Origin of the sequence: Streptomyces katrae, from assembly GCF_000717655.1 — a bacterium.
Taxonomy (GTDB): Bacteria; Actinomycetota; Actinomycetes; order Streptomycetales; family Streptomycetaceae; genus Streptomyces; species Streptomyces katrae_B.
Map to the genome: position 1 here is coordinate 30,761 of NZ_JNZY01000064.1, position 13,935 is coordinate 44,695.

Genomic DNA, 13,935 nt, shown 5'->3' on the forward strand with positions numbered 1-13,935 from the left:
GGCTTCTGGACACGTCTTCGCCGCCTGTCTCGGTGGGTGGTCGCGGGTCAGTACGCGCCGAATGACCAGAAGACGCCCACCTCGTCGTCGGTGACCGCGATCAGCCCCAGGTCCTCGAGGAAGTCAAGGCCCTTGACGTACTCCGAGGTGACGAAGGTGTGGGAGCGGGTGCCCCGGAGACCCGCTGCGAGGAAATCCGGAGCTGGGTCCGAAGCGGCGGCCGTCGCGTTGGTCCAGTATCCGGCAGTGGGGCCGTACCTGGAGAGCAGGGTCCGGGCGTCCGCCAGCACGGAGTCACGGTCCGGGCGGGTACGGATGGGGGCGGGTTCGGACTGCCACTCCTCGGCCATGACGGCGAGCGCGCCGAGGGCCGCCGCCGCTTCGAGGGGGTACAAACGGTCGGGGAAATCCGATGCCGCTGGTGGGTCGAAGGGGTAAGCAGACCCGATGGGGCGGGCGTCGTTGCGGCGGTCCCAGTCCAGGCGGACCCAGCCACGGGGGTCGCTGACCGACCGGTGAAGCACGGCGAGGACATCGTGCGCCCAGTTCTCGTGCCGGCGGGGACCGGTGGCTGCGAAGGTGTAGACGTCGTCGAGTAGGCGCAAGGCCGCCGCGTTCCAGGGACACCGGCGGGTGCGGAGCTCCTTCAGCAGACCCCCGACGCGGAGGCTGAACGCGTCCTTCGGCTCGCGGGGAATGTACCGGAGCTGGACGAGGGCCCAGCGGACGAGCTCTTCCGATGCGTCGGCGGCGGGTTCGGCCAGACCCTCTGGGAGCGGGAGGTCTGCTCCGTCCCCGAGAGCCTCCAGATGGGCATCGAGCAGGTCCAGGATGTTCCAGTCGGCGCGTATGGGCATCTCGTCACTCTATGCCGTGCGCTTCAAGCGATGCCGGGCCGGGATCGCCGTTGATGCGCAAACTGGACTCGGCCGAGGACTTCTTCGCCGCGTGGCTGGCAGCCATCCAGACGTAGGAGAGCAGTAGCGGGCCTGATCAGTGGCTCCCACAACTGCCCGGAGTAGTCCACGGGCCAGCGCCCCGGAGGAGAGGCCCCGTTTCTCCTTCTGCGTGCCGTCCCTGAAAGCGGAAAGACCAGGAGGCGGATTCCTGCGCTTGGGCATGCTGACCCCGGGCGTCGGGAAGCGCTCACTCGCGGGCTGCGGGCGCCACCTGACGGCCGATGGCAGTCGAGCCGGGCCGGGTTGAGCAAGGGGAGCGGTTCTGGGGTGGACGACCGAGGAGTACGGGGGCGTCGCACGCGGGCTGGGGGAGGTGCCCTGCTGGCTGACGGGAGCGAGCCGGATCCTGTGTACCTGGATCCGGGGAGCGGTTCCGACTTTCACGAGACGCGTGAGTGGTGGGCTTACAGCGGGATTCTGAACCGGTCTCGAGTGGCCGGCGCGCGGGGTGCGTGTCAGTGCGGCTGGCGGGGCGCCGCGACCTATCCGATCGACTGGGAGGCCGCGGACGCGCCCGGAGGCTACGAGCCGGTTATCGAGGGCCCGCAGGAGGACTGGGAGCAGCACATCGACGAGGTCGAGGCGCGGACGGTGCCGCTGCCTACCGAACTGGCCGAGCTCCTGGACCGGGTCGGGGAACACTTGAACACCCGCACCGGCCAGGCGCCGGTGGCAGCGCTCAAGGCCGTGTCGGCACTTGAGACGTTGACCCGGCAGGTGGCCCGGGACGCCGCCTGCATGGCGAAAGCCGACGACCTGTCCTGGAATCGATCGGAAACGCTCTCGGGTTGAGTCAGGATGCTGCCCGCTCCCGTCTGACCCGCTACCGCCCTGCGGCAGTGAAAGGGTGTTTTGCAAGCTAAAGGTGCAGGTCACAGGCCGAAGAGTCATCCAGAAAGCCTGGACTTGCGACGCCCGAAATGATCCAATACAGGATGACATCGTTTTGGGTAGGTAAGCGGGTACGTCTGCGCGGTATTGAGCCTGGTGACGCGACTGCGTTCACGCGCTTCACCGAAGACGAGGAGGGCCTGGGGGACTTGGTCCGCCCGCCTCGGTCCGCGGAGGGGTACCGCGTCTGGGCCAACGAATGCGCGACTGCCAAGCTTGATAGCGACCGCTTCCAGCTGGCAGTTGAAGCCATCGGCACAGGGGAAATAGTGGGGGCCGTTGGCTCGCACCAGGCTGACGCGCGTATGGGCTGGTTCGAGTACGGCATCACGATCGGTGCTGAGCATCGTCGCAAGGGTTACGCGGCAGAAGCCGCGGTGTTGTTGCTTCGTTTCATGTTCAATGAGAACCGATACCACAAGTGCCAAGTGCGGATCTTCGCGCACAACGAAGCGTCTCTGGCTCTCCACCGTAAGCTCGGCTTCGTAGAGGAGGGCCGACTGCGTGAGCTCGTGTACCTCTCCGGTCGGCACCACGATGTCGTGATGATGGGCATGCTCGCCGACGAGTTCGCCCACCTGCACTGACGGTCTAGGTGCCCAGACGACGATTGTGGGCCGGCATCGTGCCGGGGGCGGTGCAGACGCAACGGCGGCCGGCCGCAGATCCACCACGGGCTTTCGAACGTCAAACTCGTCGCGGTACCTGCCGGCGAAACCCAGCCCGTCGATGCCACCTACTGCCGTGTCCTGATGCCGGACAAGCGTCCCGCGAACACGTACTACGCTGTCGCGGCCGGGGACCGGTACTGCCTGCTCACCAGCGACAAGCGGATCGCCTACCTCAAGGCGACCGAGGTACGTCCGCACAAGAACCTCGACCTCAGGGAGATCACGTCCGCGACGACCGTGTGGATGGTTCCGGGCCTGCCACCTTCGGACACCGAGTAGCCGCCCACCTCGGGCGGTTGCAGTCGGGCGGAACGAAGGCCTTCGCCCCCATCACCGGCTGGGGAAGACCGCCGCCATCGCCACGGCCCCACAGAGCCTGTTGCCGGCCGCGCCGGCCCCGCAGGATGCATGCTGGCCAGCGTCGTGAGCGCTGGGCCGGCTGGGACGGATGCGGAGATGGTCGCGCTTCCTCAGCACCGTCCAGCACTTCATATGCACTCAGGAGAGAGGCAGCGGCATGATCGGAGTCTGCTTCGGCCTCGATGAATGGCTCACGGCCGAGAGCTCCTGAGCCGGTGCGATGGGAGGGTGCTGTACGCGTGCGCGGGAGCGTGAAGGCCCCGGGTGCCGTGGGGCGTCCGAGGCCTTCACCATGGGGGCGCTTCGCCGTCCGTTTCGTTCAAGAAGACGGCTGCCCTACGGCGCGGGGCTGGGTTCAGTCGTCGGCCTGGTCGGTGTCGTCCTTCTGGCTGCCGAGCCCGGTCCGGATCTTTTTGACTGTGTAGCCGGCACCGGGGACGAGCAGCGTGGCGAGGAGGTTGCCGAGGAGGTCGTTGCGGAGGAATTCGTAGAGCGTGGACAGTTTCGGAGTGCGGCCGCTCATCCTGCCGGAGGAGGCCGCTGCGTCCAGGGGCTGATGCGGCACTCTTGATCGCTTGGGAGAATGGCCATGTGACTGTCGAGATGAATTCCCCTGATACCAGGGTCCGTTCGGTTCCGCCGCCGCCCCGGTGGGCGGTGTGGGCGGCTCACGCGGCGCCATTGTCAACGCTGCCGTCCGGCCTCTGGAGGGTCGCCATGGCCCTTGGTATCCCGGTGGGTTACTCGAAAGAGGTTCTGCGCGAGGAGTACGCCATTCCCGGCTGGGGAATGGCGTACGTCATCGGTCTCGCCCTCCTCATCGAGTGCCTGGCCCTGCTCACGATCGGTCTGGTCAGGCCCTGGGGCGAGCGGCTGCCGCGGTGGGTGCCGTTCTTCGGCGGACGGGACATCCCACCCCGGGCCGCACTGATCCCGGCGACCTTCGGGACGGTGGCACTGACCGCGATCATCGCGGTGGTGATGCTCCAGGTCCTCATCGGGGTCAAGGACGACGGGCACCTCAGCGGTACTTCCTCCACGGTGATGGTCCTGTGCTACCTGCCGGCGTTCTTCTGGGGGCCGTTGCTGGGGCTCGTTACCTACTCCTACCGCCGCCGCCACCGTCATCTGCTGTAACGAATCCGGCCGGCCGGGGAGCGCGCAGGCCCTTTCCGGGCAGGCTTGTCGTCCTGCTGCCACGCGGAAGCCGTCCTGAGGCTGCAGGAGCGCTACGGCGGATTCACCGCTCCTCGGCGACGCTCGCCGCCACGTCCGCAGGCGGGCCGGTCCCGGACGTCTACCGGTACGCATTCGGCCTCGACGGCCAGGACGGCTGGTACACGACGCTGAGGCTGACCACACCGTGGAGAGCGGACCCGGCGGCGTGGGCTGGCCGGAGGCCGTGTGCGTCATCGTGGACGGCAAGCACCACGAACTGGAGCCCGCCGACCCGGAACTGTGCGGGTGCGCCGCTGGTGTCGCCGACGCCGAGGACTGCCGGTGCTACGTCTTTCCGCTCAGGGCTGTCGAGGCCTTCGCTCTGCTCACGTTCGAGCTGACCTTCCCGCCCGTGCACGTCGCCTCCTACCAGAACGCTTCGGCCCTCACTAGCGCGACCCGCAACGCGCGCCTGCTCGGCGAGGGTTGGCCGGACACCGAGCCGGCCTTCGTCTACCGGACCCCCGAGGTCGGCTACTGCGAGCCGGTCGTGCCGTTCATTGACATCACCGGTGCCATCGCCATCGGTACCTGGGATCCGCCCGGCGACAATCCGCTTGAGCCGATGTCCGACGCCGTCTTCGACGGTGACCCGGCCCACCGGACGATCATGATCGGTGCGCGATCCGCATACACCCTCGTCGCCGGCGCCCGCCGGTGTCAGTGCTACTGCCGGTCGTCCAGTCGACCGTGGGAGCCTACGGCACGGCAACGGTCCCGATGCTCACGCAGGCACTCGTCGAGTGGATCGAGCGCGAGCAACCCGAGACGAAGGGCGGTGCCTGTGCCTTCCGAGTGAGCCTCTACTCGTCCGTCGACCCGTCACTTCAACGGCCCGTGCTGCAGCTCCAGCACCTGTCGTCCACACTCCGAGCGAATGCCCTTGAGTCGTCGTCGACACCTGGGCTTTCGAGATGAGTCGGCGTCCCCATCGCAGACGGCCGGGGGCGGGGGTCAGGCGAGGCGCGGGCCGGTTCGGATTGCTCGGTCACGCCGTCGAGGAGGGTGTGCAGCAGTTCCAGTGCTGCCGGGGGCAACGCTGTAAGCGCCTGCACGTCACCGTGCCGTCCGGTGCACCGCACGGGCCGGGCTGCCGCCGGGGCCGCGCCCGGCGCTGGGATGCAGCTGGAGGTCAGGCCTTTTGGCGCGTCCGGCTTCTCCTGAAAGGTGTCGTGGAACCCCTCCGTTTCCATTCCAGGGCCAGGGCGTCACGATGAGCTGGCGGGCCACGGCGACGAGGTATTCGTGCCGGCGCATCACGAACGTTGCGATCCCGGCCTCGCCGGCCTGCTCGAGGGCCTGCTGGAGGAGGTTGTACACCTTCTGGCACTCCGCGCCCCGGGGCGCGTACGTCTTGTCGAGGCTTGATCCGCGCCCACTGGGCATCAGCCAGCGTCAACCATCGATCGGATGATCCGAAGGAGACCGTCCTTGGCCGTGTCCATCTCGCGAACTCCCAGGCCTGCCTGTGCGGGAACCCGGGACGATGTCCATATTTTCGTGGTTTCCGCTAAGCCTGACGGTCTGCCACGTTGGGAGAGACTGCCAGCCAGAGGCCGCGGCCTGCCCCGATCGCGGGCGGCCGGAACCGCTGACATGGTGAAACACACGGGGAGGATGACGCGATGAGTGCGCAGCAGCAGTACGACGAGATCGGTGAGGCGTACGAGGGGTTCAAGGCTCTGCCTCTCGAGCAGTACGCGGTGGTGCCCGGTTTCCTGGCCCTGGTCGGGGACGTGAGCGGCAAGTCGATCCTCGACCTGGCCTCCGGGACCGGCTTCTACAGCCGGGAGTTCAAGCGACGCGGCGCCACGGACGTGCTCGGAATCGACATCTCCGGCGAGATGGTCGCCGTGGCGCAGAAGCTGGAGGAGCACGAACCGTTGGGCGTGCGCTACGAGGTCGGCGACGTGTCCGCGCTGCGGGCCTTCGAGCAGCCCTTCGACGTGGGCCTGGCGGTCCAGCTGCTCAACTACGCACCGGACATCGCCACCACGGAGCTGATGTGCCGCAACATCCACCAGAGCCTGAAGCCCGGCGCCGAGCTGTTCTTGCTCAACCAGTCACCCGACTTCCGCTTCGACGGGCCGTCCCCGGACAAGTACGGCTTCCGCAGCGAGCTCACCGGCGAGGAGGTCGAGACCGGACCGCAGGTCCGGACCACTGCGCTGCTCGACCCGCCCGTCTCGTTCGTCGCCAACCGTCCGCGCCGCGAGGTCTACGAGGACTGCCTGAAGGCTGCCGGATTCAGTGAGCTGAGGTGGGTCCCGGTGGAGGTGTCCGAGGCCGGCGTACGCGAGTTCGGCGCGGACCACTGGGCGGACCTCTACGCCAACCCCCCGCTGGAAATGCTGCGCTGCCGCGCCTGACGCCCCACCGGACATCCCGGGGACCCGACCTCCGATGCGCCAGCACCGGGGCCGGGTCGCCGGCGCCGATGCGGGCCCGGAACCAGCTGGGCGGCTACAACCTCGTGCTCTCCAGTGCGAGCGGCGTCAAGGCACCGTTGGCGGCCTGCCGGGCCGACCGGCTGGCGCTCGCTGTCTTTCCGGTCCTTCTCGGCGGGCGGGCCGTGCCTCTTCGGCGGCCGCGGCCAGACGGCGAAGCCCGTCAAGTCCTACGACCTGGACGAGGTCTGGGTGGGCAGCCTCGCCCGAGGGTCCCAACGCGGCCTCGAAGCCCGCGCCGCGCCGTACTGTAGGGCGTGGGCCGCGATTCGAGTTCCTCGACTCGGTCGACGCGGTGATCACGGGGACGAGCCCCCGCCCACCAGCGACCACGGCCGTGACCCCCTCGTGAGCACCCTCATCCGGACCGACAACTGATCGACAGGACGCTGCAGCGGTTGTGTCGCCTGAGAAGCCGTTGCCATACCGATCATGGAGTCGGTCGATCGAACGGGAGTCTCGATCGGGTGATCGCGGTCACTGCCCAGCATGAGGGCAGGGCCTGGCGGTATGCGGGGAAAATCCAGGGGAGCGGACGGCCGCGCGCTGCTACGGTCGGGCGCTATGAGCTGGCTCCCCGATAACTTCGTCCATCCCGTCCTGGTACCGCTGCCGGGCAGTGGTCATCACCTGCGGCCGATCCGGGAGACGGACACCCCGCTCGACTATCCGGCTGTGATGGGTTCGCGCGAGCGGCTGTGGACCATCTTCGGCCCAGCCTGGGGCTGGCCCGCGGCCACCATGACCTACGAGGCCGACCAAGCCGACCTGTTGCGACACGAGAAGGAGATCGCCGCACACCAGTCCTTCAACTACGCGCTGTTCGACGCGGCGGAGACAGCTCTGCTCGGCTGCGTCTACATCGACCCACCGGAAAGGGCCGGCGCGGACGGCGAGATCTCCTGGTGGGTGGTGGACGAGCTGGTGGGCAGCAAGGTCGAGCAGGCCCTCGACGAGCTGCTGCCGCAGTGGATCGCAGCTGACTGGCCGTTCGAGCAGCCGCGCTTCCTCGGCCGAGAGATCTCCTGGTCGGACTGGCTCGCCCTGCCGGAGCACCCCGACGCGTGAGTAGCTTTTGTCGCAATGCTTTGGGGCCTGGTGCTCGAACGGACGTGTCGATTGGGTGGTCGTCGGGTGCTCGGCGCATGCGAGGAGGGCCGCCTGAACGGCTCGCTGGTGTCGAATCACCGAGCATCAGCAGGCTCTGGTGTCGCAGTCTTGCGTGCCGATGCCCGTGCAGTCCACCGCGGGTACTCGGAAGTGTGACTGTCTGGCTCACCGGTTCGGAAACGCTGCCGACAATCGCCTGCGAGAGCGTCGGTATCCGAGCGACATGACGGCCGCGGAGTGGGTGGTGGTGCGGCCGCTGCTGCCGGTGCCGGGCTGGATGCAGGGCCAGGGCGGGCAGCCGGAGGCGTACTGCCACCGGGTGATGCTGGACGCGATCGGCCATCTTGTGGACAACGGCATCAAGTGGCGGGCGATGCCGGCCGACTTCCCACCGTGGGACCGGGTCTATGCGCTCTTCCGCCGCTGGCGCGATCGCGGCCTGGTCCGGGAGTTCCATGACCGGGTGCGCGGGCAGGTCGGTCAAGGCGGATGCTGTGGTCGGCGCCGGCACCCGTGGCTTCGACGGCGGCAAGCTGGTCAACGGACGCAAGCGGCACGTCGTGGTCGACACCCTCGGCCTACTGCTGGGCGTGATGGTCACCGCTGCGGATGTGGCGATCGCGCTGCTGCCCACATCCTGCTGGAACAGGTGGCTGCCGCTCACCATCGCCCCGGCCCTAGTCTGGGCCGACGGCGGCTACACCGGCAGTCTGATCGAGCACTGCCTGGCCGCGTTCGCCCTGGTCCTGCTGATCGTCAAGCGCAGCGACAGCATGAAGGGATTCGTGGTGCCGCCCAAGCAGTGGATCGTCGAGCGTCTCTTCGCGCACCTGATGCGAAGCCGCCGCCTGGCCCGCGACTTCGAGCGTCGTATCGCCAGTGCCGAGGCGATGATCTACTGGTCGATGGCCGCCCTCATGACCCGTCGCCTGGCCCGGCCACACCGGGGCCGAGGTGAACCGGCCAGGTGCGGGTTCGGCCAGCCACCCTCGGGCGACCAGTCGTTTCGCCTTCGACCGCAATGCCTCCACCCGCGCCGGCACCATGTCCGTGCCGAACACTGCGGCCATTTCCTGGCAGGTCAGCGGCCCCTGGCCGAGACGGACACGGTCCGCGACGGCTTGAAGGATGCGCTGATAGTCGACCGACAGCACCGAAGAGGAGACCTCCTCACGCCACACCGGCACCTGCGATTTCGGGTTGGCCGCATCACGGGACCCCGGCTGCCTGTCCGCCTCCCGAGGGCCCGGCGGCGGCTCGGGAGCTGGCGTCAGCGGCGCTGTCCGGAGCCAGAACCGTATCGACCCGCCCCCGCGCGATCACCCACTCCTGCCATTCCTCCTCGGCTGCGGCCAACTCGGCCTGAATACGGTCGGCCTCCTCACGCAGGCCATCGAGCCGACGCCGAGCAACGAGCTCGTGCTGTTCCCGTAGTCCAACGACTGACGGCATTCGAGACCTCCCGGGGAACGACGACCTGACAGGCCACTACTCCCACGGGTCTACCGCACCTATCCGCAACCAGCGGAAACACACCAATCACACCCGGAAAGACAACAGATTCTGAGGCACTGCCAGACCGGGTCATTCGATGGCCGGGTAGGCCATTGCGTCCGTTCCCTTGAGCGTCAGGCCTACGTACTCGTTCACGGCGTAGGGTGCGATGCCGGGGGACGTAGGCAGATCCTCACCCGTGCGCGCGTCCATCGCCAGCGGCCCGCTGTCGGTGCTTCCATAGATCCGGCCGCGCCACACAGCAGTCACTCGTGGCGCGATGCGGTCGGCAGCCTTGTCCGGCAGTTTCCACCGGAGCTCACCGTTCGCGGTGTCGAAGGCCCATACTGAGAGCCCCTGCCAGTTTCGGAAGCAGACGAGGGTGCTGACGCCGTCGAAGTCGCAATCGGCGGGCCCGAAATCCTCTGGGAGTTCTTGCCTCACCACTCCGCTCTCCGGGTCGACAAGGCGGTGGAAATCGACGTCGTTCTTGCTTCGGCCTGTGACGCTGACGAGTTGGGGACCGCCGGCGCCCACGCTGGGGTATTGGCTGTCCTCCCCGCGCCAGCGCTGCTCTCCGGTGTTCAGGTCGTATCCGGCAGCAGCTTCGTACTGACTGTTGATCTCGTCCTCCGTGATGCCCACCACGGTGCCCTTCGCAATCCTCTGTGCCTTCAGCAGGTCGCGTGCCCACAGCACCCGGCGGTCTACCAGGTCGATGGCGTAGGTCGTCGAGCCGGAGGGCTTGAACGCGCCGACGGTCACCAGCGCGACACGGCCCGAGCTCCCGGCGATTCGCGCGCTCAGCGGGCCGGGCGCGTCCTTCGCCCACTCCGGAATGTTCAACGGCAGCCGCCATGCGACCCGTGCACTGGCCGCGTCCACCGCGGTGAACTCCACGAAGACCCGTTCGGCGTGCGTACCCACCGCTGGCTGCTTCACGACGAACGAGGCGAGGGCCAGCGGGGAGGCGCCCTCCGTGATGGACACCGGGTGCGTGAACAGGAAGGAGCCATGCCCGTCCGCCTGCGGATCCGTTACCGGCGTCGCCTCGGGTTTGATGGCGGTTACGGCGCCGCTGGTGGTGTCGATGGACAGCAGGCTTTCCTGCGTGGCCACATAGGCCTTCTCCTTGTGGAGCGCCACCGGATTCCTCAGAAGCTCCATGTCCTTGCCTTTGGCGGTGAGGAGCCCGGCGGTGGCTGCCTTCGGCATCAGGACACCGGCCTTGGGGTCGAACTTCGCCGGCGGAGCGAACACGGCGCGCGAAGACTTCGAGGAGTTGCCTGTGGACACGTCGGGCTGTGGACTACAGCCGGTAAGGGCGGCCGTCAGCAGGAGCACGCAAGATGCCCAACGGTTGACGGGACGGCTGAAGTTCACGACAACCTCATCCGCTAGATGGTCAGATGATCACTCTACGGTCGAAGTGCGCTGGTCATGGCGGCCGCGCGTTCATCGCGGATAGCGCGGAGTCCTGGGCGGCCGCCCGTTGCAGGTCTGGGCGCTGGAGGAGCGGCTGGCTGGGGGTGAGGCAGGTGGTGCGGGTGCGGTGCCCAGGTGGCGGTGACGCTGACGATCATGTCCCCCAGAGAGTTGATATCACTGCGTGCCGTGGAGGGCGAAGGAGGCAGGCCGGTCACATTGAGTGCGGGCTCGCCGCCGGGTGCCGGTGCGGGAGCGCCGCCGTGCCCGGGGGTGGGGAGCGAACCGGCCCTCGGCGCCGTGCTGTTTCGAGCGGGTATGCGTTGAGCCCGCCGACGACAGGACGGCGCCGGCCTTCGGGCGTCGGCCGTTGTGAGGCCGGTGGTGACATGATGCCGCCGTTCAGGGAGGGGACGTACGTGAAGACGTGATGTACCGCCGCTGACGCCGGCCGTCACCAGAAAGCCCTGCCCTCCCAGCCCGGGCGAGCGCGGCTGTAGGGGAGCGGTGATTGTGATCGGTGGTGGGCTGGGCCGGTCTGGGCTGCAGCTCGGGGTGGGCAGCCCCGGGCGGGGAAGACGGTGTGCGCCGACGGCCTGTCTTTGCCGTTGTTGTCGTCGTGCGACTGCGGGTTTGCGAGACATCGAGCATGCTGACCCGCCGGGGTCGGTTCTTCAGAGCGCTGACCACTTTCGCTGACCGTGGGTAGGGATAACCGGTTCCCTGGCCAGGTGTTCAGGCGCCGGAGTGTGCTCCGTCGCCGGTGCCGAGGAGGGGGACGGCGAGCCGACGTTCCACGGCGTTGGACAGCGACCACAGTTCGCTGCGCCGCTTCCGGTCCCGCGCGCCTTGGCGGTCGGCGCGGCGGATCCCGGGGACCGCGAGGACCAGGGTGGTCAGGGAAGCGGCCAGCCCGGCGCCGAGGAGTGCACCGGCGAGTACGGCCCCGTCCGACAGGGCGAACGGAAGCGCGAACCCGAGGCAGAGCGTGCCGAGGCCGCCGAGGACGGCCAGCGTCCACCACACAGGGGTGAGCGGATGCTCGTCGCGCAGGTGGTCGACCAGCTGCCGGTCGGTGGGGCGGCGCCGGAGGTGCTCTTGGGCAGCGGCGAACAGCTCGGCACGCCCGCGCAGCGCCCAAACGGCGCGTACCCCCACCCATACGACGGGCAGCACGAACAGCGTCACCAGCACCAGGACCGCCTGGACCGCCCGTGGCACCGGCACCCGGCCGGAAGCGTCGGCCACCACGGACGCCACGGCGGCGCCCGCGAGTACGGCACCCGCCGTGTTCGTGGCCATGAGCCAGCGCCGGGCCCGGTGTACCCGAGCGCTGAGAGGAAAGTCGACCGCGTCCAACGTCTTCTCCGTTCGATGACCGCAGGTACTCTACGCAGCCCGCCGAGGAAGCGGCGAAGTTCATCCACGCTGACGATCCGTGCCGCAATCACGCTCGGTCGACCTGACGTCCCCGCCTCTCGTGGCCCTGAAGATGCGCCGGCCCCCGGCCGCCGCACCGAGGTAGGCGTCCTGGATCGGGTCCCCCCGAGAGCGGCCCGCTCCTCCACCACCCCACAACCGCTGCGCCCGGCCGGGAACTGCTCCGCTGGGTCTGCAGCCGGCTGGGCAGCTGCCCCCCCGGAGCGCCAGCAGGATCTGCCGCCGGTCGCCGGTCGCCGGCCCGCGGCCGGGAACCGGCTTGGGGGTCGAGGGCTGCGAGCGCGGCGGCCCGCCAGCGGGCCCGGCCGTGGTCCCAGGGCGCCGGTGGCCTCGGTGGTGGTGACCGTCGGCGGAGGCGGTACGCCCCGGGTTCCGGCTCGATGACCCGCGCTGGCGGCCGGGGAGTTCGCGGGTTCCATGCGCCGGCTGACCGCGCCGACTACGGGCCCTCGGCGGTGCTTGGGGAAGTCCGGGTAATAGACCGGTTCCGGTCGGGGCGGGTGGTCTGCGGGTATGTCCGGTGAGGATGGGATGCGTGCCGCCCGCTCGGCGGTGCCGGCGTTCGGGTGCGGCCGCCGCTTCGCCGCGCGCCGACCGCCACGCGCCCATGCTCCCGACACCGAGGAGTGGCTTTGTTCACGAGAACCGACAGCACGTGTTCACCACTTCGGGAGGGCGGTGAGTCCGGGAGCGTTCGAAGGGCGTGCCGATGAGACGCGGCGATGTGGGGTGCCGCGAGGTGCTTCGCTGGTGATGATGCACTTCGGTCACGACTTGGGGCAGTGCATTGGCCTGTCGTGTACCTGCGGTACACGCTGTGTCTATGGCGAGACGATCACAGGTTCGGACGGGTACGCCGGGCGGCTGCCTTCTCAACGGATGCCTGACCCTTCTGGGACTACTGCTCGTGGTCGTCGTCGGCGGGTGGATCTGGCTGGAGACAGAGCCGGCGCGTGATGAGGCCCAGGCGCGCAAGGACCTGCGGGAGAACGTCGAAGTGCTCCGCGGCCGGCTGGGCGAGGCAGCGGCCGACGGCAGCCTTCCCGATACGGAGATCGCTCAGGTCTTCCCTCCGTCGAAGTCCGCCAAGGGCTTCGTGGGTGTGACGCGGCAGGGCGAGGCCGTCACCGTGGTCGCGGAAGTGCTCGGTCAGGGACCGCCACGGACCTTCATCTTCGTGTATGAGCGGTCGGTGGCAGGCTGTTACGCCTTCGAGGTGCCGCCCCCGGCTCGCGGGGCGCCGCGGCCCTCCATCCGGGAACTACCGCAAGAGGCGTGTGCGGCGGGCTCGGCCACGTTCCCCGGTTCCGATCGGCAGGATCAACAGTCACATGACGCGAAGTAGTCCGTCAGAGAGGGAGATCAGCTCATCTCCGCACAGAGGCTGTTCGAATCCAGGACCACTCCAGCGCCTCCCGAAGTGGTGAACCTGTGGGGTCAGTTCTCGGTTCTCGTGAACAAAGCCGCCGTGTGCGACGTCCATTGCCTTGCCCAAGGCCGTCCCACGCAGGCAGTGGGTGGACCAGAGCAGCTGGAGATCCGAGAGGCGCGACGTCAGTGGTCCCAAGTACGGTCTGTCCATGGATGATCAGCGGTCGCCTCTTTATCCGATAGACGGCATGCCCTGGAAGCCCGTTCCGCCGTTCCTCGGAGCCGGCAACGCGGGTGGGTGTGTCTCGTCCGTTGGAGATCGGGCATGAGCGAAATGCCGACGCATGGGGCAGAAGAAGTACGACAGGCGTGGGGCCGGGTCACTACTGAGGATTTCGCGTTGTCGTCGGGTAGTGACGGTTCATGATCCCTGCGGTATGCCGGTGAGGTGAGGTATCCAGAGGGTGGGGGCCTGACGGCTGAGCGTCGGGCGTTTCGTGAGGGGATCCGGTTTCAGGCCGGGATGCGGTTCGCGGCGGGTGAGAAGAC

Annotated in this window: 13 protein-coding genes and 3 pseudogenes; 10 read left to right on the plus strand and 6 right to left on the minus strand. The window is 68.4% G+C overall.

Going from position 1 to position 13,935, the window contains the following annotated elements:
* Positions 1-47: 47 nt before the first annotated feature.
* Positions 48-857 carry a hypothetical protein gene (locus IF09_RS41295; protein ID WP_030303804.1) on the minus strand — a complete coding sequence of 270 codons (810 nt, stop codon included), beginning with the start codon at positions 855-857 and terminating at the stop codon, positions 48-50.
* 450 nt (positions 858-1,307) lie between these two features.
* Here IF09_RS41295 and IF09_RS41300 point away from each other — a divergent pair, with 450 nt between their 5' ends.
* The 3 genes from IF09_RS41300 (at position 1,308) to IF09_RS0137775 (ending at position 2,800) form a co-directional block, all read left to right on the plus strand.
* A complete protein-coding gene (locus IF09_RS41300; RefSeq protein ID WP_051833581.1) occupies positions 1,308-1,751 on the plus strand; it encodes a hypothetical protein in 444 nt (147 codons plus the stop codon).
* A 143-nt stretch (positions 1,752-1,894) separates the two neighbouring features.
* Entirely contained in the window at positions 1,895-2,437 is a 543-nt protein-coding gene (locus IF09_RS0137770; protein WP_030303807.1) for a GNAT family N-acetyltransferase, read from the plus strand.
* A 165-nt stretch (positions 2,438-2,602) separates the two neighbouring features.
* Complete coding sequence (locus IF09_RS0137775) at positions 2,603-2,800, plus strand: hypothetical protein (protein ID WP_030303808.1); 198 nt, start codon at positions 2,603-2,605, stop codon at positions 2,798-2,800.
* A 436-nt stretch (positions 2,801-3,236) separates the two neighbouring features.
* On the opposite strand, the gene IF09_RS46120 is transcribed toward IF09_RS0137775, so the two are convergent.
* A complete protein-coding gene (locus IF09_RS46120) occupies positions 3,237-3,404 on the minus strand; it encodes a hypothetical protein (RefSeq protein WP_158710184.1) in 168 nt (55 codons plus the stop codon).
* A 194-nt stretch (positions 3,405-3,598) separates the two neighbouring features.
* Between IF09_RS46120 and IF09_RS0137790 the strand changes: the two genes are divergently transcribed.
* Both IF09_RS0137790 and IF09_RS0137795 read left to right on the plus strand, forming a co-directional pair.
* On the plus strand, positions 3,599-4,018 hold the full coding sequence (locus IF09_RS0137790; protein WP_234321314.1) for a hypothetical protein: 420 nt from the start codon (positions 3,599-3,601) through the stop codon (positions 4,016-4,018).
* A 277-nt stretch (positions 4,019-4,295) separates the two neighbouring features.
* Complete coding sequence (locus IF09_RS0137795; protein WP_158710185.1) at positions 4,296-4,898, plus strand: hypothetical protein; 603 nt, start codon at positions 4,296-4,298, stop codon at positions 4,896-4,898.
* Between the two features lie 257 nt (positions 4,899-5,155).
* Here IF09_RS0137795 and IF09_RS48395 read toward each other — a convergent pair whose 3' ends face one another.
* On the minus strand, positions 5,156-5,485 hold the full coding sequence (locus IF09_RS48395; RefSeq protein ID WP_158710186.1) for a Ku protein: 330 nt from the start codon (positions 5,483-5,485) through the stop codon (positions 5,156-5,158).
* A 239-nt stretch (positions 5,486-5,724) separates the two neighbouring features.
* Between IF09_RS48395 and IF09_RS0137800 the strand changes: the two genes are divergently transcribed.
* The 4 genes and pseudogenes from IF09_RS0137800 to IF09_RS48725 all read left to right on the plus strand — a co-directional run.
* Positions 5,725-6,468 (plus strand): class I SAM-dependent methyltransferase, encoded by a 744-nt coding sequence (locus IF09_RS0137800; RefSeq protein WP_030303814.1) that lies wholly within the window; start codon positions 5,725-5,727, stop codon positions 6,466-6,468.
* 642 nt (positions 6,469-7,110) lie between these two features.
* Positions 7,111-7,614 (plus strand): hypothetical protein, encoded by a 504-nt coding sequence (locus tag IF09_RS0137805; protein ID WP_030303815.1) that lies wholly within the window; start codon positions 7,111-7,113, stop codon positions 7,612-7,614.
* 319 nt (positions 7,615-7,933) lie between these two features.
* Positions 7,934-8,053 (plus strand): annotated as a pseudogene (locus IF09_RS47765) (transposase); the annotation flags it as partial.
* 58 nt (positions 8,054-8,111) lie between these two features.
* Positions 8,112-8,513, plus strand: a pseudogene (locus IF09_RS48725) (transposase); the annotation flags it as partial.
* 58 nt (positions 8,514-8,571) lie between these two features.
* Here IF09_RS48725 and IF09_RS48730 read toward each other — a convergent pair.
* The 3 genes and pseudogenes from IF09_RS48730 to IF09_RS0137820 form a co-directional block, all read right to left on the minus strand.
* Positions 8,572-9,108: pseudogene (locus IF09_RS48730) on the minus strand (hypothetical protein).
* Positions 9,109-9,240: 132 nt separating this feature from the next.
* Positions 9,241-10,533, minus strand: coding sequence for a PQQ-binding-like beta-propeller repeat protein (locus IF09_RS0137815; protein WP_158710187.1), 1,293 nt, complete (start codon positions 10,531-10,533; stop codon positions 9,241-9,243).
* Positions 10,534-11,310: 777 nt separating this feature from the next.
* Positions 11,311-11,877, minus strand: coding sequence for a hypothetical protein (locus IF09_RS0137820; protein WP_158710188.1), 567 nt, complete (start codon positions 11,875-11,877; stop codon positions 11,311-11,313).
* 1,045 nt (positions 11,878-12,922) lie between these two features.
* Here IF09_RS0137820 and IF09_RS0137825 point away from each other — a divergent pair.
* Positions 12,923-13,360: a hypothetical protein gene (locus tag IF09_RS0137825; protein WP_030303819.1), complete on the plus strand. Its 438-nt coding sequence runs from the start codon at positions 12,923-12,925 to the stop codon at positions 13,358-13,360.
* The last annotated feature ends 575 nt before the right edge of the window (positions 13,361-13,935 follow it).

Coding starts and splice junctions, on each gene's coding strand:
- IF09_RS0137790 (WP_234321314.1), top strand. CDS start 3,599: ATGGCCCTTGGTATCCCGGTGGGTTACTCGAAAGAGGTTCTGCGCGAG.
- IF09_RS0137770 (WP_030303807.1), top strand. CDS start 1,895: ATGACATCGTTTTGGGTAGGTAAGCGGGTACGTCTGCGCGGTATTGAG.
- IF09_RS0137820 (WP_158710188.1), bottom strand. CDS start 11,877: ATGGCCACGAACACGGCGGGTGCCGTACTCGCGGGCGCCGCCGTGGCG.
- IF09_RS0137805 (WP_030303815.1), top strand. CDS start 7,111: ATGAGCTGGCTCCCCGATAACTTCGTCCATCCCGTCCTGGTACCGCTG.
- IF09_RS46120 (WP_158710184.1), bottom strand. CDS start 3,404: ATGAGCGGCCGCACTCCGAAACTGTCCACGCTCTACGAATTCCTCCGC.
- IF09_RS0137775 (WP_030303808.1), top strand. CDS start 2,603: ATGCCGGACAAGCGTCCCGCGAACACGTACTACGCTGTCGCGGCCGGG.
- IF09_RS48395 (WP_158710186.1), bottom strand. CDS start 5,485: ATGCCCAGTGGGCGCGGATCAAGCCTCGACAAGACGTACGCGCCCCGG.
- IF09_RS0137800 (WP_030303814.1), top strand. CDS start 5,725: ATGAGTGCGCAGCAGCAGTACGACGAGATCGGTGAGGCGTACGAGGGG.
- IF09_RS41295 (WP_030303804.1), bottom strand. CDS start 857: ATGCCCATACGCGCCGACTGGAACATCCTGGACCTGCTCGATGCCCAT.